This is a genomic window from Variovorax sp. KK3 (assembly GCF_001984055.1).
GTDB lineage: Bacteria > Pseudomonadota > Gammaproteobacteria > Burkholderiales > Burkholderiaceae_C > Variovorax.
Genome location: NZ_LYVO01000018.1, coordinates 42,916 through 62,579, shown reverse-complemented (window position 1 = coordinate 62,579; position 19,664 = coordinate 42,916). Strand labels below are relative to the sequence as shown.

Sequence of the window (19,664 nt, the reverse complement as noted above, 5' to 3'; positions counted from 1 at the left end):
GGTTGTTGCTCCTTCAGGCCGGTTGGGCGGCGTTGGCGGCCACGGCGGCGGCATCGAGCACGGCGACGGGCGTGAACTGCCGGACGTCCACGGACGCCTGACTCGACTCGAACCACGGATCGGGTTCGCCGTCGAGTGCGAACTGCAGCCTTTCCCACAGCGCCTTGCGGCCCTCGGCATCGTCGAGCACCTTCTTCTTCACGTAGTCCAGGCCCACGCGGCCGATGTAGTGCACCGTGCGCTCCAGGTACCAGCCTTCCTCGCGGTAGAGCTGCAGGAAGGCGCCCGCGTACTCCATCACTTCCTCGGATGTCTTCACCTTGACCAGGAACTGCGCCACCTCGGTCTTGATGCCGCCGTTGCCGCCCACGTACAGCTCCCAGCCCGAGTCGACGCCGATCACGCCCACGTCCTTGATGCCGGACTCGGCGCAGTTGCGCGGGCAGCCCGACACGGCCAGCTTGACCTTGTGCGGCGAGTACATGGCCCACAGCGCGCGCTCCAGGTCCTTGCCCATCTGCGTGGAGTCCTGCGTGCCGAAGCGGCACCACTCGCTGCCGACGCAGGTCTTCACCGTGCGCAGCGACTTGGCATAGGCGAAGCCCGACGGCATGCCGATGTCCTTCCACACGTTCTCGAGGTCTTCCTTCTTCACGCCCAGCAGGTCGATGCGCTGGCCGCCCGTGACCTTGACGGTAGGGATCTTGTACTTGTCGGCCGCATCGGCGATGCGCCGCAGTTCGTCGGGCGTGGTGTGGCCGCCCCACATGCGCGGGATCACCGAATAGGTGCCGTCCTTCTGGATGTTGGCGTGGCTGCGCTCGTTGATGAAGCGGCTCTGCGGATCGTCCTTCGCCTCCTTGGGCCAGGTCGAGATCAGGTAGTAGTTGACGGCCGGGCGGCAGCTGGAGCAGCCGTTGGGCGTGCGCCAGCCCATGCCGCGGTACACCTCGGCGTGGGTCAGCCAGTGCTCCTTGCGGATGCCGTCGCGCACGTCCTGGTGGCTCGCGTCGGTGCAGCCGCACATCGCCTTCTTCTTCGGCGCTGCCGAGTAGTCGCCGCCGGCGGTGAACATGAGGATCTGCTCCACCAGGCCGGTGCACGATCCGCAGGACGCGCTGGCCTTGGTGTGCTTCTTCACCTCTTCGAGCGTGAACAGGCCCTTGTCCTTGATGGCCTTGCAGATGGTGCCCTTGGTCACGCCGTTGCAGCCGCAGACTTCGGCCTCGTCGGGCATGCTCGCGGCCTTGCTGTGGCCTTCGTGGCCGGTGTCGCCGATGTTCGATTCGCCGAACATCAGCTTGTCGCGGATGTCGTGCACGCTGCGGCCGTCGCGCAGCAGCTTGAAGTACCAGCTGCCGTCCACCGTGTCGCCGTAGAGGCAGGCGCCGACCAGCTTGTCGTCCTTGATCACCAGCTTCTTGTAGACGCCGCCGAAGGGGTCGCTCATCACGATCTCTTCGCAGCCATCGCCGCCCATGAAGTCGCCGGCCGAGAACAAGTCGATGCCCGTCACCTTGAGCTTGGTGGAAGTGAGCGACCCCGAATAGCGCCCGATGCCGAAGTGCGCCAGGTGGTTCGCCGCCACCTTGGCCTGCTCGAACAGCGGCGCGACCAGGCCGTAGGCGATGCCGCGGTGCGCGGCGCATTCGCCCACCGAGTAGATGCGCGCGTCCGTCACGGTCTGCATGGTGTCGTTGACCACGATGCCGCGCTCGCAATGCAGGCGCATCTTCTGGGCCAGGTCGACATTGGGCCGAATGCCGACGGCCATCACCACCAGGTCGGCCGCGACCTCGCTGCCGTCCTTGAAGCGGATGGCCTTGACGCGGCCGTCCTCGCCGCCGACGAGTTCCTGCGTGTGCGCGCCGATCGCGAACTTGAGCCCGCGGTCTTCCAGCGACTTTTGCAGCAGCTTGCCCGCCACGTCGTCGAGCTGGCGCTCCATCAGCCAGGGCATGACGTGCACGACGGTGACCGTCATGCCGCGCAGCATCAGGCCGTTGGCGGCTTCGAGGCCCAGCAGGCCGCCGCCGATGACCACCGCGTTCTTGTGCGTGCGGGCGGTCTCGATCATGTAGTCGGTGTCGGCGATGTCGCGGTAGGCGATCACGCCCTTCAGGTCCTTGCCGGGCACCGGCAGCATGAAGGGGTTGGAGCCGGTGCACATCAGCAGGCGGTCGTAGGCGGCCTCGGTGCCGTCGTCGGCGCGCACGATGCGCTTCACGCGGTCGACCTCCACCACCTTCTTGCCGGCGTGCAGGGTGATGTTGTTCTCGGCGTACCACTCCCAGCTGTTGAGGATGATCTCGTCGACCGTCTGCTCGCCGGCCAGCACGGGCGACAGCAGGATGCGGTTGTAGTTGGGATGCGGCTCGGCGCCGAACACGGTGATGTCGTAGAGGTCGGGCTCGATCTTGAGCAGCTCTTCGACCGTGCGCACGCCGGCCATGCCGTTGCCGACCATCACGAGTTTCATCTTCTTCATGGGGTGGACCTTTCTGGACTCAATCAAAGTGGTGGCGCATGGCGGCGTGCGTGGACAATCGCGCGCCATGAGCTTCGAGGTGGAGATCGGCTACAGCAGCCATCGCGGACCGCGTCCGCAGAACGAGGACTTCGCCGGTGCGGTGCATGCGCCGCGCGGCGAGGAGTCGCGCGGGCTGATCGCAGCCATTGCCGATGGCGTGTCGTCCGGTGGCCATGGCCTGGAGGCGGCGCAGACCACCGTGATCGGCCTGCTGGGCGACTACTTCGCCACGCCCGACACCTGGGAGCCGACGGTCGCGATGGACCGCCTCATCGCCGCGCAGAACGCCTGGCTGGCCGACCACAACCGGCGACGCGGCAAGGACAGCGCGATGACCACGCTGACCGCGCTGGCCCTGCACGGGCAGGGCTACACGCTGGCCCACGTGGGCGACACGCGCGCCTGGCGCGTGCGCCACGACGAAGGCGCCGCCACGCCGCTGACCGTCGACCATGCGCTGGACCATCCCGACCTGCGCAGCCGCCTCACGCGCGCCGTCGGCCTGGACGACCACGTGCGCGTCGACTACACGCAGGGCGAATTGCGCGTGGGCGACTGCTTCGTGCTCAGCACCGATGGCGTGCACGGCGTGCTGAAGCCCGCGCGCGTGGGCGAACTGGCGTTGGCCGGAAGCGCGCAGCAGGCCAGCGACGCGATGGTCGAGGCCGCCATCGCCGCCGGCAGCCGAGACAACGCCACCGCACTGGTGATTCGCGTGCTGGGCCTCGACGCGCGCCAGCTGCACGACGAGTTGGGCGACGCGCGCCGGCTGGTGCCGCCCGCCGCGCTGAAGGTGGGCGACCTGCTCGACGGCTACCAGGTCACCGCGCTGGTCGCCGACACCGGCGTGCATCGGCTGTACCAGGCCCGCGACCTGCAAAGCCGCGCGCTGGTGGCCATCAAGACACTGCACCCTGCGCGTGCGAGCGACCCCGAAGAGCGCGCGATGCTGGCCCACGAGGCCTGGCTGGGCCTGCGCGTGAGCGCGCGCGGAGAGCCCGGCTTCGTGCGCGTGCATCCGCGTGCCGGCCAGGCCAGCGCGCTCTACACCGTGTTCGACTGGCATGGCGGCCGCACCATCGAGCAGATGCAGGCCCAGCTGCGCAAGGACGGTGCGCGCCAGCCCGTGGCCCAGGTCGTCGCGGCCGCCATCCAGATCTGCAAGGCGCTGGGCCGGCTGCATCGCCACGGCGTGGTGCACCGTGACATCAAGCCCGGCAACCTGCACCTGGGCGACGACGGCCAGTGGCGCATCCTCGACCTTGGTGTGGCGCTGTCCGGACGCGAGGGCGCGGCGCAGCGCGAACTGCATGCGGGCACGCCGAGCTACATGAATCCCGAGCAGTGGGAGGGCGGCTTGCCCGACGCCGGCAGCGACCTGTTCGCACTCGGCGTGGTGCTCTACCAGTGGTTGGGCGGTCGGCTGCCCTATGGCGAGATCGAGCCCTATCAGAGCGCACGCTACCGGCGCGACCCCGTGGCCTTGTCGCGCATCCGGCCCGACGTGCCCATGTGGCTCGACCACCTGGTGCGCAAGGCCGTCGCGCGCGACCCGCGCCAGCGCTTCGAGACGGCCGAAGAAATGCTGCTCGCGCTCGAGCGCGGGGCTGCGCGGCCGATCGGTGCGCCCGGCGCCACGCCGCTGGCGCGACGCGATCCGGCCACGCTGTGGAAGATCGCGCTGGCCCTCTCGCTGCTCTTCAACGCGCTGCTGGTGTTCTGGCTGCTGTTCCTGCCGCGCTGAGCAGGCGAAGGGGTTGTGCGGAATGCGGGGCTGCATGGTCGTCAGCCTCCTACGCGCCGGCGCAGGGCGCGACCGCGATCGGCCACCGGCGCGGCCGATGCGACGGGTGCCGTGCGGGCGCGACCACCCTTCTCGGCCCAGGTGCGCGTCCAGCGGATCTGCATGACGCGCATCACGCCCAGCATCACCACGGCCAGCACCGCGAAGAGCAAGAAGCCCCACAGGTAGGTGCCGAAGTACTGCTTCGACAGGCCCATCGCATTCGGCACCAAGCCGCCACCGAGCGCGCCGATCTCGCCGATCATCGAGCCCGCCACCGCGGTGGTGGTCGGCCAGCGCAGCGGCACCAGCTGGAACAGCGCGCCGTTGCCGGCGCCGAGTGCCGCGAAGCAGACGATCAGCAGCAGCGTCGTGAGGACCAGCGAGCCCGCGCTGAAGCCGATCAGCGCCAGCGTCACCGCGGCCACCATCAGCACCACCGTGAGCGTGTTGACGCCGCCCCAGCGGTCGGAGATCCAGCCGCCCATCACGCGCACCGCCGCACCCATGAAGGCGGCCAGCATGGTCAGCTGGCCGGCCTGCACCTTGCTCACGCCGAACTGGTCGTAGTAGTACGAGGGCAGGAAGGTGATGAGCCCGATGAAGCCGCCGAAGGTGATGCCGTAGATCAGGCTGAAGGCCCAGCCGTCCTTCTCGAACAGGCAGGCCACGTGCTCGCGCAGGCTGGCATGGCTGTCGACGTCGGGCGGCTCTTGTGCGAAGAGCACCATCACGACCATCGGGATCAGGATCGCAACCGCCGCCACGCCGTACACCGCCTGCCAGCCCAGCCACTGCGCGAGCGGCGGCGCCACCAGCACCGACAGCGCTGTGCCCACGTTGCCGGCACCCACGAGGCCCATGGCCAGGCCCTTGTTCTGCGGCGGGAAGGAGCCCGAGCCCAGCGAAAGGGCCACGCCGAAGCTGGCGCCCGCGATGCCCAGCAACACGCCCATGGCGAGCAGGTCGTTGAAGCTGTGCACCAGGAAGAATCCGAACAGCATCGCGACCGCGATGAGGCCCATCTCGACCAGCGTGGCGTTCTTGCGGCCAATGTACTGCGCGAGGATGCCGAGCGGAAAGCGCATCAGCGCGCCCGCGATGATCGGGATCGACAGCATCAGCCCCTTTTGCGCGGGCGTGAGCTGGAAGGTCTCGCTGATGAACGGCGCCATGGCACCGTTGAGCACCCAGATGCAGCACGAGAACGTGAAGTACAGGAAGGCTGCGAACAGGGTGGGCGAGTGCCCGGAGCTCAGGAAGGTCTTGAAGCGGGTGGACATGGCGGTGGTTCGTCAATGCGCCAAGGCGCCGCACAGCCGGTGCGAGGCTGCGCAGGTGGATGGACGCAAGGGGGTTGGACCGCCGGGAGCCGGCGGCGCGTGGGGTGGCGAGCTGCCGGCGCTGCGGCCGGGGACTTCACCAAAGCGGTGCTTCGTTACACCGCGCCCTCCGTCACGCAAGACCCGTGCCCGCCATTCGTGGCCTATGCTGCGCGCGCACCGTTCTTCCACAATGCGCTGGCCATGATCCGTTTGCTGCTCGTCCTGCCCGATGCCGACGCCGTTCCCGACGCGCTGCAGCGCCTGCTGGCGACGTCCGATGCGGCCGCCATCGGCGCCGCGACGTGCGACACCCTGGTGCAGCAGGCTTCCATGCTGGTGCCGCAGCAGCTGCTGGCCTGGCAACCCGCATCCATCGCCGGCCTGCGCGCGGCGCTGCAGGCGGCCTGGGCCGGTGCGCCGCCGCATCCCGTGAGCCTGGTCTGCGGCCCGTTGGCGGCGTCGCAGCACGAGGAGCTGGTGCATGTCGGCGTGAACGCCTGGTCGCTCGCCGTCGGCCTGGATGCGCCCGCGCTGCGCGCATTGCTCGCGCGGGCCGACGCACGCTGGCGGCGCGAGGCGGCGCTGCGCGACACGTTGACGCGCTCGCTCGCGCACCTGGACGAGCGCAAGTGGGTGGACCGCGCCAAGGGCCTGCTGATGTCGGCGCGCGGCATCGACGAGGACGCCGCGTTCGTGCTGCTGCGTGGCGCGGCCATGCATGCCAACCTGCGCGTGGGCGAGCTGTCGCGCTCCGTGGTGGAGGCGGCGCAGTGGGCCGAGGCCATCAACCGTGCCGGGCAACTGCGCATGCTGTCGCAGCGGCTGGCGCGGCTGGCTGCGCAGGCGCTGGCCGGCGTCGATGCGCGACGCAGCCGCAGCTTGCGCACCGAGTCGGTCGCGCGGGTGCAGGACAACCTGGCTCATCTCGCGGCCCTCCCACTCGACGAGCTGAGCAAGATGGCGCTGGAGCGCGTGCGCGCGGCCTGGGAGGCGCTGGACGCGGCGCTCGGTGCGCGCCTGTCGCCGGCCGCGCTCGGCGCCATCGACGTCGACGCGGAGGCGCTCCTGACCGCCGCCGAGGCGCTGACCGACGCGCTCGAAACCTCGGGCGGACGGCGCGCGCTGCGCATCGTCAACCTGTGCGGCCGGCAACGCATGCGGGCGCAGCGCCTCGCCAAGGATGCGCTGCTCGCATCGCTGCTGGGCGGTGGTGAATGGAGCATGCGTCTGGCGCCGACCATGGACGCTTTCGAGGCCTCGCTGCTCGAACTGGAGCGTGCACCGCTGAGCTCGCCCGAGATCCGCGCCGCACTCGCCGGCGCGCGCGACGAATGGCTGCGGCTGGTGCGCGGCGTGCGCGAGGCCGACAGGGCCGAGGGCCGGGCGGACCTGGTGCGCGCCAGCGAAGTGCTGGCCGACACTTTCGACCGTTTGACGGCCTCGTACGAACACAGCTTGCAGGTCATCATGTCCTGAGCCCCGTGTTCGCCGCCGCGTGTTCAGGCTGCCGTCTTTTCGACGTGCGCCTGCCGCGTGTAGAGGAAGTCGATCACGGCCTTGCGCGCGTGCACGTAGACCGGGTCTTCCGCCAAGGCCACACGGTCGCGCGGGCGCGGCAGGTCCACCGAAAGGATCTCGCCGATGGTGGCGGCCGGCCCGTTGGTGAGCATGACGATGCGGTCGGACAGCAGCACGGCTTCGTCGACGTCGTGCGTGACCATCACCACCGTGCTGTGCGTCTTCTGCACGATGGCGAGCAACTCGTCCTGCAGCTTGGCGCGCGTCAGCGCATCGAGGGCGCCGAAGGGCTCGTCCATCAAGAGCACCTTGGGTTCCATCGACAGTGCGCGCGCGATGCCGACGCGCTGCTTCATGCCACCCGAGATCTCGCCGGGCCGCTTCTGCGCGGCGGCGCTCAGGCCGACCAGCGCGAGCGCGGCTTCTGTGCGGGCCTTGAGCTGTGCCTTGTTCTCGGTCGCGGCGAACACGCGCTCGACGGCCAGGTACACGTTCTCGTAGCAGCTGAGCCAGGGCAGCAGCGAATGGTTCTGGAACACCACCGCGCGCTCGGGGCCCGGGCCCTTGATCTCGCGGTTGGCGCAGAGCAGGGCGCCCTGCGTGGGCGTGGTCAGCCCCGCGATCAGGTTCAGCAGGGTCGACTTGCCGCAGCCCGAGTGGCCGATCAGCGTGATGAACTCGCCCTTGGCCACCTGCAGGTCGATGTCGCGCAGCGCGAGGAAGCTGCCCTTGGGCGTCTTGAAGCGCTGCTCGACGCCCTGGACCTGGATGTACTTCGCATCCGCAGCAATGGCAGTGCTCGTGCTCATGCCTTCACCTCTTCGAACGTGAACGCGGTGGCGATGCGGATCAGCGCGAACTCGAGCACCAGGCCCACGATGCCGATCACGAAGATCGCGATGATGATGTTGGCGACGTTGAGGTTGTTCCACTCGTCCCACACCCAGAAGCCGATGCCGACGCCGCCGGTCAGCATCTCGGCCGCCACGATCACCAGCCAGGCTGTGCCGACCGCCAGGCGCACGCCGGTCAGCATGTAGGGCAGCACGGCGGGGAAGAGGATCTTGGTGAGGATCTTCCATTCGGACAGGTTGAGCACGCGCGCCACGTTCATGTAGTCGCTGGGCACGCGCTGCACGCCCACCGCGGTGTTGATGACCATCGGCCAGATCGAGCAGATGAAGATGGTCCAGATGGCGGCCGGGTTGGCGCCCTTGAACACCAGCAGCCCGATCGGCAGCCAGGCCAGCGGCGACACCGGCCGCAGCAGGCTGATGAGCGGATTGAACATGCGTGCGAGGAACGAGAAGCGCCCGATCGCGAAGCCGGCCGGAATGCCCACCGCGGCGGCGAGCCCGAAGCCCAGCGCCACGCGCTGCAACGACGACAGCACGTTCCAGCCCACGCCCTGGTCGTTGGGGCCCTTGCTGTAGAACGGGTCGCTGAAGACGCTCAGCGCCTGTTGCCACACGACACCCGGGGACGGGAAGCCGGTCGTGCTCTTGAGCGCCACCAGCTCCCAGATCAGGATCAGCAGCGCGAAGCCCATGAGCGGCGGCAGCACGCGCAGCCAGACCCAGCTGAAGTCACGCGGCGTGCGTTCTTCGGCTGCGGTCTGCACCGGCTCTGCTGCGTGTGCGGCGGCGGGCACCGCGGTGCGCGCGGCGACGGGGGCCGGCAGGTGGCCGGCGGCCGCATCGAGCGGCGAATGAAAGACGGCACTGACCATGGTGCGCTCCTCAGACATGCAACTTGAAGGAATCGGCGTACTGCTTCGGGTTCTTCCCGTCCCACACCGCGCCGTCGATCAGCTTGCTGGTGCGCAGCGCGTCTTTGGGCACGGATGTCTTGGTGGCCGCCGCGGCCTGCTTGTAGATGTCGACGCGGTTGATCTCGGTGGCGACCTTGAAGTAATCGGGATGCTCCTTGAGCAAACCCCAGCGCTTGTGCTGGGTCAGGAACCACATGCCGTCCGACAGGTAGGGGAAGGTGACCGCACCGTCGTTGTAGAACTTCATGTGGTTCGGGTCGTCCCAGTTCTTGCCGAGGCCGTTGGTGTAGCGGCCCAGGATGCGCTGGTTGATCGCGTCCACGCTGGTGTTGACGTAGCTCTTGTCGGCGATGGTCTCGGCCATCTTGTTCTTGTTCTGCAGGCCGGTGTCGATCCACTTGCCGGCTTCGAGGATGGCGGCCGTCACGGCGCGCGCGGTGTTGGGGTACTTCTTGACGAAGTCGCCGGTGGTGCCCAGCACCTTCTCCGGATGGTCGCGCCAGATGTCCTGCGTGGTGACGGCGGTGACGCCGATGTTGTCCATGATCGCGCGCTGGTTCCACGGCTCGCCGACGCAGAAGCCGTCCATGTTGCCCACGCGCATGTTGGCGACCATCTGGGGCGGCGGCACCACGATGTTTTTGACGTCCTTGAACGGGTCGATGCCGGCCGAGGCGAGCCAGTAGTACAGCCACATCGCGTGGGTGCCGGTCGGGAAGGTCTGGGCGAAGGTGTACTCGCGCTTCTCGGTGGTGATGAGCTTGGCGAGCGAGGCTGCATCGACGGCGCCCTTGTCGGCCAGCTTCTTCGACAGCGTGATCGCCTGGCCGTTGTTGTTGAGCGTCATCAGCACGGCCATGTCCTTCTTGGGGCCGCTGATGCCCAGGTGCACGCCGTAGACCAGGCCGTAGAGCACGTGGGCCATGTCGAGTTCGCCGTTGACCAGCTTGTCGCGCACGCCGGCCCAGCTCGCCTCTTTGCTGGGCACGATCTTCACGCCGTACTTCTTGTCGATGCCGAGCACCGAGGCCATCACCACGCTGGCGCAGTCGGTGAGGGGAATGAAGCCGATCTTGACCTCTTCCTTCTCGGGCTTGTCCGAGCCCTGGGCCCAGACCGCGGCGCGCAAGGCCGGGTCGATGCCGATCGCGCCGATGGCGGCGGCTTGCAGCACTCGGCGTCGGCTCAGTTTCGGTTTCAGCAGGTCGTTCATGGGGCGGGCTCCGGTTGAGAGGACTGGGAGGAGAAAAAAGCAAAAAAAGCGAGAGGCAAAAACGAAAAGGCGTCCGCACCGCGCAGGGGCTGCTCGAAAACGAGCCCTTGCGGGATGGGGACGCCTTTGTCCGGTTCGGTCGGCAGCATCCGCCGTTGGATGTCGCCTGCGTGAGACTGAGCAAGCTGCGTGCCAGAGCTGCTTGCTATGAAGTCCGTAGCAGGTACGCCCCGGTGGGCATTGGATTGGCCACGATCGGGCGGTCTTCGCGTGGGCGGCACTCTTGTTGTGCAGCGCACCATCCGAGGGTGGTCAGCGCACGGGTTGTGGCGGCAGGTACTCGGCCATGGCCAACACCGATTCGGCGACCTCGACCAGGCGGCGTCCCTGGCTCATGGCCGTGCGTCGAAGCATCTTGTGCGCCTCTTCCTCGCTGAGGCGCCGGTGCGCCATCAGCAGGCCCTTGGCGCGCTCGACCAGCTTGCGCTCGTTGAGGGCGGCACGAACGGTGTCGAGCTCTTCGCCCATCGCCTGAAGGCGCAGCGACTGCTCCTGGACCATGTCGAGGATCGAGCGCTCGAGCTGGCGGCCGTAAGGCGGCGCCGCGCCCATTACGCGCGGCGGGCTCTGGGCCGGCGCGCTTTCGTCGAAGAACGCGGCGGAGGGCGTGCCTTCGTCGTCGGCCAGGTGCGCGAGCAGCGCTTCGTGCGCCGTCAGCTCGGCGCGTGCGCGGGCGGTCTTCTGCTCGCAGATGAGCCGCAGGTCTGCGGCCAGCTGTTCTTCGACGGCCTGCATGGCGTCGATGCGGCGGCTGCAGCAGTCGAACCAGGTGGAGCTGAGTTCGGGGTCGAGCACCACGCCGGCAGGCGCCGCGCAGGCGATGCGGCGCATGCGCTCCTGTTCGGCCAGTTGCTGCGGCGATTGATTGGCGTACCAGCGCTCGCCCATCGCTCCGCCGGCGAACTCGACGAAGACCTGGAAGCAGCGTTCCTGCGATTCGATGAGATGCAGCCACTGCTGCTGGCGGTCGGCGTCGTTGCGGCCCGAGGCGAAGGCTGCGGCACCGCAGGCGCGCTCCTGGCCCGCGAATTCCTTGCCCTGCATGAAGTTGAACATCGCCACGAGAAGTCGCGAGATCTCGGGGTCGGTGGCGCCGTCGGCCGCCTCGAACACCACGGCCAAGAGCCCCGAGACGAGCTTGACGAAGGCGGCCGTCGCATCCGCGGGCGAGAGCTCCATCGCGCCGATGCGGCTGCGCAGCGTGGGCAGGGCCGCCAGGCCGGGCAGCACCCAGGCGATGCGGCTGAACAGGCGCGCGCCGTTGCCGATGCCGCTGGCGTCGGCTTCGAGCCGGTCGAAGCAGGCGCGAACCGCCTCTTCGGCCAACAGGCAGGCGTGGGTCTGCTCCGCGCGCTGCGCTGCGAAGCGGCAGCCGCCGGAAGCCAGGAAGACATTGGACAGGCCGCGCTCGCGCTGCAGCGCGTGGACCAGCCGCCCGATGGTCGCGACCAGTGCGCTGGTGCGGGCGAGCTGGTCGAGTTCGTCGATCTCGCAACGCAGGGCGGCGATCAGAAAGCTCAGGCCGGATTTCATCGTGTGGGTTGCAGGCGAGTGCTCGTCGTGCGGGCATCGAGCAACATTCGTGCCCCGGCCCGGCGAGCCTCCTACACTCGCCGCATGCTTGTATTGGGAATCGAGTCCTCCTGCGACGAAACGGGCGTGGCGCTGGTCGAGGCGGGTGAGGGCGGTCTGCCGCGCCTGGCCGCGCATGCGCTGCACAGCCAGATCGCCATGCACCAGGCCTACGGCGGCGTGGTGCCGGAACTGGCGAGCCGCGATCACATCCGGCGTGTGCTGCCGCTGGCGCAAGCAGTGCTGGACGAGGCGGGGCGCGGGCTGGCCGATGTGGACGTCGTCGCCTACACGCGCGGGCCGGGGCTGGCGGGTGCGCTGCTGGTGGGTGCCGGCGTGGCTTGCGCCCTGGCGGCTGCGCTCGGCAAGCCGGTGCTGGGCGTGCACCACCTCGAGGGGCACTTGCTGTCGCCGTTCCTCAGCGCCGATCCGCCCGAATTTCCTTTCGTCGCGCTCCTGGTGTCGGGCGGGCACACGCAGCTGATGCGGGTCGACGACGTGGGGCGCTACGACCTGCTGGGCGAAACCATCGACGACGCGGCCGGGGAGGCCTTCGACAAGAGCGCCAAGCTCATGGGCCTGCCCTATCCGGGCGGGCCGTGGCTGGCCAAGTTGGCGGAGTCAGGCGACCCCGCGGCCTTCAAGCTGCCGCGGCCGCTGCTGCACAGCGGCGACCTCGATTTCTCCTTCGCCGGCCTCAAGACCGCGGTGCTGACCCAGGCGCGCAAGCTGGGCGGCGAACTGGAAGCGCGCAAGGCCGACCTGGCGGCGTCCACGCAGGCGGCCATCGTCGACGTGCTGCTGAAGAAATCACTTCGCGCCATCGAAGAGAGCGGACTGAAGCGCCTGGTGGTCGCCGGCGGCGTCGGTGCCAACCAGGCACTGCGGACTCAGCTGAATGCGGCCTGTGCCCAGCGCGGCGTTCGGGTGCACTACCCCGAGTTGCACCTGTGCACCGACAACGGCGCCATGATCGCGATGGCCGGCGCGATGCGGCTGCAGGCCGGCGTGCAGGAAGCGACCGAGCGCTACGCCTTCGACGTCAAGCCGCGATGGCCACTGGCGTCGCTGGGAGAGCCGGAACCGCAGTTCGGCTAGACGGGTTTTTGCGGCCGGCGAGCGCGGGCAGCGGCAGCACGTCGAGCATCTTGCGCCACAGCTGCGACCATTGCGGCCAGTCGTGTCCGCCCTCGGTGGTGAACACCTGGCCGGCCGGCAGGGCGTCGGCCAGCAGGCGGTGGTTGGCCGCGAAGCGGTCGGCCAAGCCGTAGCCCAGGTACAGCGGTGGAAGATCCTTCGCGGGCGCGGCATTCGCGTACTGCTGCAGCCAGGGCCACAGCTTGCGGTCGACTTCTTCGTCCGGCGGCGGACCTTCGGGGGCTTTCCAGGTCCGCAGCCCGCCGGCCTTGTGGATCTCGGCGCCGATCGGGCGGCGGCCGAGGTAGGGCGCAAGGGTCACGATGCCGTCGACGGTGCCGGGCTTGGCCAGTTCGTGGATCAAGGCGCCGAAGCCCCCGATCGAGATGCCCACCAGCCAGATGGTCTTGTAGCCCAGGGCGCGCTGCGGCTGGAGCACGTCGTCCTGCAGGCGCTCGATGAAGCTCTGGTCGTAGTAGTAGGACACGTCGGCGTCGACCAGCAGGGCATCGGCGGCCAGTTCACGCTCGCGCACGGCACTGACGAAGCCTTCGCGTTCGAACTCTTCGGGCTTCAGGAAGGCGCCTGGCAGAAAGACCAGGAGAGTGTCCGAGCGCAAGTTGTCGAAGGCAGGCTTCAGGTGCGTTTTCATGTTGCGTCGTAAGTCGTCTGCAACCGGTTACGGGGCGAGCCGCAAGAAGGCTAAACAGACGATGGGCCGGAAATATGTAAGAAGAAACGCCGCTTAATGTGACGTTGTTGGCACATATTTTGTGATCAGGAACAAAAAAGGCCGGCAACAAAAAGTTACCGGCCTGTTGAGCTGTTTGCGTGTTCAGCAACTCTGAAACACGCTGAACGCGCGGAAATCAGTTGATGGTCAGCTGCGCGACGTTGCTGACAGGGACGAGCTTGCCGAGCTTGAGCGTCAATACACCGTTTTCGAGCTTGGCCTCGCTGGCGGCGACATCGATGTCCTGCGGCAGTTCGTAGGCGGCCTTGAACTTGCGCTTGGCGTCGGCCTTGCTCTCGATGCGCACGACGGCGCCTTCGATGCCGATGGTGAGGTCTTCACGGGCGAAGCCGGGAACGTCGAGCGTCACGGTCCAGCTCTTGTCGTCCTGTTCGACGTTGAGTGAACGGCGCGATGCCGAGAAGGCATCGTTGACGAAGCGTTCGAAGCTGCGGTCGAACGAACGGGGGGCGAACGAAGCGCGATGGGCAGGTGCGAAGAACAAGGACATGATGGGTACTCCTGATGAACACAATGGGGACGAGAGATGTGCGTCCCTTACACTGCGCGGCCTTTCAACAGAGTGCCGCTTGCCAACCCATCTAGGCGCAGCAGGTGGGCTTTCAAGATGCATTCATCCAGCTTTATTTGCCGTCGACGGGCCTTGAAATTCGTGGCCTCGGCGCTATGCGCGACCGGCTTGCCGGCGCTCCATGCCCAGACCGTGACGCCCATTCGCCTGGCACTGATCGAGAGCATGAGCGGCCCCTTCGCCAACACCGGCGAGGCTGTGTTCCGCAACCTGCTGTGGGCGGTGGAGCGGGTGAATGCCCGCGGCGGAATCAAGCTGCCCGGCGGCAATCGCTTTCTGCAACTCGACCGCTACGACAGCAAGGGGCAGAACGAAGAGGCTCTTTCCGCACTGCGTGCCGCGATGGACGACGGCGCGCGCATCGTGCTGCAGGGCAACTCGTCGGCCACGGCCGCGGCGCTGGTGGATGCGATCGACAAGAACAACGAGCGGGACGTGTCGCGGCGCGTGCTCTTCCTCAACTACTCGGCGGTCGATCCGGTGCTGACCAACGAGCGTTGCAGCTTCTGGCACTTTCGATTCGACGCGCACGCCGACATGCGCGTGACGGCGCTGATGGAGGTGATGAAGAACGACGCGTCCCTCAAGCGCGTCTACCTGATCGGCCAGGACTACAGCTTCGGCCAGGCGGTGCTGCGCGAATCGAAACGCCAGCTGGGCCAACTGCGGCCCGATGTGCAGATCGTCGGCGAGGAACTGCACCCGATGGGCCGCGTGAAGGACTTCGCGCCCTACGCGACCAAGATCCTCGCGAGCGGCGCGCAGGCCGTGGTTACCGGCAACTGGGGCAACGACCTCACGCTGATGGTGAAGGCGGCGCGCGAGGCGGGCTTCAACGGCAGCTTCTACACCTTCTACGGCAATGCGCTCGGCGCGCCGGCGGCGATCGGCGATGCCGGTATCGGGCGCGTCGCCGCGGTGGCCGACTGGCTGCCCAACGTGCAGACGCGCGAATCGGAAGCCTTCTACCGGGCCTTTCGCGAGCGCTTTCCGAAGCCTGCCGACGACTACGTGCACATGCGGATGCAGTTGCTCGTCGAGGCGCTGGCGCAGGCGGTCGAACGCGCGGGCAGCGTCGACACGGTGGCGGTGGGGCGTGCGCTCGAGCGCGCCGACGTCAGCCTGGCGGGGCAGGGCGGCCGCATGCGTGCGTCAGACCATCAGTTCCAGCAGAGCCTGGTCGTCGGCATGATGGACCGCCAAGGCAGTCCCGGCGTGAAGTTCGACGTGGAAGGCTCAGGCTACGGCTTTCGCGTGGTGCGCACCATTCCAGCGGAGCGCGCCGAGATGCCTACGAGCTGCAAGATGCAGCGCCCCTGACCGTCACAGAAGGACTCCAAGATGCGCGAAGCCATCCAGAACCTCGAAGCCTCCAAGATCCGCGAGGTCGCCAATGCGGGCATGGGCCGCGCCGACGTGCTGGCCTTCTGGTTCGGCGAGGGCGACGAGGTGACGCCGGAGCCGATCCGCCAGGCGGCCATCGAGTCGCTGCAGCGCGGCGAGACCTTCTATGCGCACAACCTGGGGCTGCCCGAATTGCGCCAGGCGATCGCGGGCTACATGAGCAGCCTGCATCCGTCCATCGACGCCGGGCGCATCGCCGTCACCTCGGGTGGTGTGAGCGCGTTGATGCTGGCCGTGCAGGCTCTGGTCGATGCGGGCGACGAGGTGGTGGCGGTGACGCCGGTGTGGCCCAACCTGACGGCGCAGCCGGCGATCCTGGGCGCGCGCGTGCGCCGTGTCTCGCTGGTGCCGAAGGGCGGGGAGTGGACGCTCGATCTGGATGCGCTCCTGGCCGCGGTGACGCCGGCCACGAAGCTGCTCGTCGTCAATGCGCCGAACAATCCGACCGGCTGGACGCTGACGCGCGCGGAGCAGCAGGCGATCGTCACGCATTGCCGGCGGACCGGCACCTGGATCCTGGCCGACGAGGTCTACGAGCGGCTCTACTACGAGCCCACCCCGAACGCCTGCGCTCCGAGCTTCCTGGACGTGGCCGAGCCGGATGACCGGCTGGTCGTGGTCCACAGCTTCTCCAAGAGCTTCCTGATGACCGGCTGGCGCCTGGGCTGGCTCGTGCTGCCGCCGACGCTGGTCGATGCCATGGGCAAGCTGATCGAGTTCAACACTTCCTGCACCAGCGTGTTCACCCAGCGTGCCGGCATCGCGGCCCTGGGACTCGGCAATGAGGTCACGCCGCGCGTGGTGGCGCAGCTCAAGTCCTGCCGCGACCGGCTCGTCCCGCTGCTGGCCCGGGTCCCTGGCGTGCAAGTGGCGCCGGCCCGCGGCGGCATGTATGCCTTCTTCCGGCTCGAAGGCTTCGACGATTCGCTCGCGCTGGCCAAGCGGCTCGTGGCCGAGGCGGGGCTCGGCCTGGCGCCGGGCAACGCCTTCGCGCCGGAAGCCCAAGGCTGGCTGCGCTGGTGCTTCGCGTCGAAGGATGCCGAGCGCCTGGCCCAGGGCGTCGATCGGCTCGAGGGGTGGCTGCAGGGCCGGCAACCGGCCGCGTGAGGGTCGCTATGTATAATCCCAAGGCTTTGCATGCCGCAAGGCGCACGACGGGTGCAGTTCCAGTGCCCGCCGCAAGTCAAACATCCCGGAACAAGGAAATCAATCAATGATCGCAGCCTCCATCAAGGCCGAAGTCGTCAAGGACAACGCCCGCGCCGCCAACGACACCGGCAGCCCCGAAGTGCAAGTCGCACTGCTGACCGCCCGCATCAACGAACTCACCCCCCACTTCAAGACGCATGCCAAGGACCACCACGGTCGTCGCGGCCTGCTGCGCATGGTGAGCCGCCGCCGCAAACTGCTGGACTACCTCAAGTCCAAGGACGTCGACCGCTACAGCGCCCTGATCGCCAAGCTGGGTCTGCGCAAGTAAGCCGATTCATATGAAGGAACGCCTGGGTTAGTCCGCTAGCTCAGGCGTTTTTTACTTCGCGAATCGATCCAGGAGTGCCGCACAGATCGAAGCTGTGTCATTCCAATGAAGCTCGAGGCGAGCTTCGCTGGAATGGCATCGTGTTCTGAAGGCCTCCCCTCCCGGTGGACCCTGCGATGACCGCAGGCCAAGCCGCCAACAAAAACAGGAGCAAGACATGAGCCTCTTCAACAAAGTCAGCAAGTCCTTCCAGTGGGGCGACAAGACCGTCGTCATGGAAACGGGCGAAATCGCCCGCCAGGCCAGCGGTGCCGTGGTCGTCGACATCGACGGCACCGTGGTGCTGGCTACCGTGGTCGCCTCGAAGACCGCCAAGCCCGGCCAGGACTTCTTCCCGCTGACGGTCGACTACATCGAGAAGACCTATGCCGCAGGCAAGATCCCCGGCAGCTTCTTCAAGCGCGAAGCCAAGCCCAGCGAACTCGAAACCCTGACCTCGCGCCTGATCGACCGCCCGATCCGGCCGCTGTTCCCCGAGGGCTTCCTCAACGAAGTGCACGTGGTGATCCACACGCTGTCGCTGAACCCCGAGGTCGACGCCGACATCGCCGCCATGATCGCCGTCAGCGCCGCGCTGTCGATCTCCGGCATTCCGTTCAGCGGCCCGATCGGCGCCGCGCGCGTGGGCTACGTCAACGGCCAGTACGTCCTGAATCCGGGCCAGACCCTGCGCAAGGAATCGCAGATGGACCTCGTCGTGGCCGGCACCGAAGCCGCCGTGCTGATGGTCGAGTCCGAAGCGCTGCAGCTGAGCGAAGAAATCATGCTCGGCGGCGTGGTGTTCGGGCATGAGCAGGCCGGCATCGCGATCAACGCGATCCACGAACTCGTCCGCGACGCCGGCAAGCCGGTGTGGGACTGGCAGCCGCCGGCCGAAGACGAAGCCTTCGTCTCCAAGGTCAAGGGCCTTGCGGAAGAAAAGCTGCGTGCGGTCTACCAGATCCGCAGCAAGCAGGCGCGCACGCAAGCCTTGCGCGAAGCCAATGCCAGCGTGATGGCATCGCTCAAGGAGAGCGGCGAGCCTTTCGATGCAGGCAAGGTCAGCGATCTGCTGTTCGCCATCGAATCGAAGATCGTTCGCAGCCAGATCCTTTCGGGCGAGCCGCGCATCGACGGCCGCGACACGCGCACCGTCCGCCCCATCGAGATCCGCAACAGCGTCCTGCCGCGCACGCACGGGTCGGCGCTGTTCACCCGCGGTGAAACGCAGGCGCTCGTGGTGACCACGCTGGGCACCGAACGCGACGCGCAGCGCATCGACGCGCTGGCTGGCGAGTACGAAGACCGCTTTCTGTTCCACTACAACATGCCTCCCTTCGCCACCGGCGAAGTGGGCCGCATGGGCTCGACCAAGCGCCGCGAAGTCGGCCATGGCCGACTGGCCAAGCGCGCCCTCGTGGCCTGCCTGCCGAGCAAGGAAGAGTTCCCCTACACCATCCGCGTGGTGTCGGAAATCACGGAGTCGAACGGCTCGTCGTCGATGGCTTCGGTCTGCGGCGGCTGCCTCTCGATGATGGACGCCGGCGTGCCGATGAAGGCTCACGTGGCCGGCATCGCCATGGGCCTGATCAAGGAAGACAACCGCTTCGCCGTGCTGACCGACATCCTCGGCGACGAAGATCACCTGGGCGACATGGACTTCAAGGTGGCCGGCACGACCAACGGCATCACCGCGCTGCAGATGGACATCAAGATCCAGGGCATCACCAAGGAAATCATGCAGGTCGCCCTGGCCCAGGCCAAGGAAGCGCGCATGCACATCCTGGGCAAGATGCAGGAAGCGATGGGCGAAGCCAAGGCCGAGGTCTCCAGCTTCGCGCCCCGCCTGTTCACGATGAAGATCAACCCCGAGAAGATTCGCGACGTGATCGGCAAGGGTGGCTCGGTGATCCGCGCGCTGACCGAAGAGACCGGCACCCAGATCAACATCGACGAAGACGGCACCATCACCATCGCTTCCACCGATCCGGCCAAGGCCGAGGCGGCCAAGAAGCGCATCGAGCAGATCACTGCCGAAGTCGAGATCGGCAAGGTGTACGAAGGCCCGGTCACGAAGATCCTGGACTTCGGCGCACTGATCAACCTGCTGCCCGGCAAGGACGGCCTGCTGCACATCAGCCAGATCGCGCACGAGCGCGTCGAGAAGGTGACCGACTACCTGAGCGAAGGCCAGATCGTGAAGGTCAAGGTGCTCGAGACGGACGACAAGGGCCGCGTCAAGCTGTCCATGAAGGCGCTGGCCGAGCGCCCGGCCGGCATGGAGTCCTACGACCGTCCGCCGCGCGAAGAGCGTGGCGAGCGACGCGAGCGCGGTGATCGTCCGCCCCGCGGCGATCGTGCACCGCGCTTCGACAACACGGCCGAAGCGCCGGCCGCAGAGCAAGCAGTGGCCGTCGACCAGGACGTGCGTCCGCAAGAGCCCAACGGCGGCGACCGCCAGGCCTGAAGGCGAGGGCGGTGACGCCGTTGCCGACCTTCCAACGGGC

Annotated in this window: 15 protein-coding genes; 7 read left to right on the top strand and 8 right to left on the bottom strand. The window is 67.7% G+C overall.

Annotated features, from left to right (window positions below):
* Positions 1-13: 13 nt before the first annotated feature.
* Entirely contained in the window at positions 14-2,488 is a 2,475-nt protein-coding gene (gene nirB, locus B0W80_RS11280) for a nitrite reductase large subunit NirB (protein WP_076999225.1), read from the bottom strand.
* Between the two features lie 67 nt (positions 2,489-2,555).
* Between nirB and B0W80_RS11275 the strand changes: the two genes are divergently transcribed.
* A complete protein-coding gene (locus B0W80_RS11275; protein WP_076999263.1) occupies positions 2,556-4,274 on the top strand; it encodes a bifunctional protein-serine/threonine kinase/phosphatase in 1,719 nt (572 codons plus the stop codon).
* A 41-nt stretch (positions 4,275-4,315) separates the two neighbouring features.
* Here B0W80_RS11275 and B0W80_RS11270 read toward each other — a convergent pair whose 3' ends face one another.
* On the bottom strand, positions 4,316-5,596 hold the full coding sequence (locus B0W80_RS11270) for a nitrate/nitrite transporter (RefSeq protein ID WP_076999224.1): 1,281 nt from the start codon (positions 5,594-5,596) through the stop codon (positions 4,316-4,318).
* A 243-nt stretch (positions 5,597-5,839) separates the two neighbouring features.
* Between B0W80_RS11270 and B0W80_RS11265 the strand changes: the two genes are divergently transcribed.
* Positions 5,840-7,114, top strand: coding sequence for a type IV pili methyl-accepting chemotaxis transducer N-terminal domain-containing protein (locus B0W80_RS11265; protein ID WP_076999262.1), 1,275 nt, complete (start codon positions 5,840-5,842; stop codon positions 7,112-7,114).
* Between the two features lie 23 nt (positions 7,115-7,137).
* Here B0W80_RS11265 and B0W80_RS11260 read toward each other — a convergent pair whose 3' ends face one another.
* From B0W80_RS11260 to B0W80_RS11245, 4 genes are all read right to left on the bottom strand, one after another.
* Positions 7,138-7,965 (bottom strand): ABC transporter ATP-binding protein, encoded by an 828-nt coding sequence (locus B0W80_RS11260; protein WP_076999223.1) that lies wholly within the window; start codon positions 7,963-7,965, stop codon positions 7,138-7,140.
* Complete coding sequence (gene ntrB / locus B0W80_RS11255) at positions 7,962-8,885, bottom strand: nitrate ABC transporter permease (protein ID WP_076999222.1); 924 nt, start codon at positions 8,883-8,885, stop codon at positions 7,962-7,964. The genes B0W80_RS11260 and ntrB overlap by 4 nt, the downstream gene beginning before the upstream one ends.
* Positions 8,886-8,895: 10 nt before the next feature.
* Positions 8,896-10,140 (bottom strand): CmpA/NrtA family ABC transporter substrate-binding protein, encoded by a 1,245-nt coding sequence (locus B0W80_RS11250; protein ID WP_076999221.1) that lies wholly within the window; start codon positions 10,138-10,140, stop codon positions 8,896-8,898.
* Positions 10,141-10,452: 312 nt separating this feature from the next.
* Positions 10,453-11,733, bottom strand: coding sequence for a nitrate regulatory protein (locus tag B0W80_RS11245; RefSeq protein WP_076999220.1), 1,281 nt, complete (start codon positions 11,731-11,733; stop codon positions 10,453-10,455).
* 84 nt (positions 11,734-11,817) lie between these two features.
* Between B0W80_RS11245 and tsaD the strand changes: the two genes are divergently transcribed.
* Positions 11,818-12,870, top strand: coding sequence for a tRNA (adenosine(37)-N6)-threonylcarbamoyltransferase complex transferase subunit TsaD (tsaD, locus tag B0W80_RS11240; RefSeq protein ID WP_076999219.1), 1,053 nt, complete (start codon positions 11,818-11,820; stop codon positions 12,868-12,870).
* On the opposite strand, the gene B0W80_RS11235 is transcribed toward tsaD, so the two are convergent.
* Positions 12,815-13,561 (bottom strand): alpha/beta hydrolase, encoded by a 747-nt coding sequence (locus B0W80_RS11235; RefSeq protein WP_076999218.1) that lies wholly within the window; start codon positions 13,559-13,561, stop codon positions 12,815-12,817. The two genes, tsaD and B0W80_RS11235, sit on opposite strands and share 56 nt — an antisense overlap.
* 217 nt (positions 13,562-13,778) lie before the next feature.
* A complete protein-coding gene (locus tag B0W80_RS11230; protein ID WP_076999261.1) occupies positions 13,779-14,147 on the bottom strand; it encodes an Hsp20/alpha crystallin family protein in 369 nt (122 codons plus the stop codon).
* A gap of 123 nt (positions 14,148-14,270) precedes the next feature.
* Here B0W80_RS11230 and B0W80_RS11225 point away from each other — a divergent pair, with 123 nt between their 5' ends.
* The 4 genes from B0W80_RS11225 to pnp all read left to right on the top strand — a co-directional run bounded on the left by B0W80_RS11225 (position 14,271) and on the right by pnp (position 19,624).
* Positions 14,271-15,554 carry a branched-chain amino acid ABC transporter substrate-binding protein gene (locus B0W80_RS11225; protein WP_076999217.1) on the top strand — a complete coding sequence of 428 codons (1,284 nt, stop codon included), beginning with the start codon at positions 14,271-14,273 and terminating at the stop codon, positions 15,552-15,554.
* A 21-nt stretch (positions 15,555-15,575) separates the two neighbouring features.
* Positions 15,576-16,745, top strand: coding sequence for a pyridoxal phosphate-dependent aminotransferase (locus B0W80_RS11220; RefSeq protein ID WP_076999216.1), 1,170 nt, complete (start codon positions 15,576-15,578; stop codon positions 16,743-16,745).
* A gap of 106 nt (positions 16,746-16,851) precedes the next feature.
* The gene (gene rpsO / locus B0W80_RS11215) at positions 16,852-17,118 is read left to right on the top strand and encodes a 30S ribosomal protein S15 (RefSeq protein ID WP_076999215.1); all 267 of its coding nucleotides are present in this window, start codon (positions 16,852-16,854) and stop codon (positions 17,116-17,118) included.
* 217 nt (positions 17,119-17,335) lie between these two features.
* Positions 17,336-19,624, top strand: a complete 2,289-nt coding sequence (gene pnp, locus B0W80_RS11210; protein ID WP_076999214.1) for a polyribonucleotide nucleotidyltransferase — start codon at positions 17,336-17,338, stop codon at positions 19,622-19,624.
* Positions 19,625-19,664 lie beyond the last annotated feature (40 nt).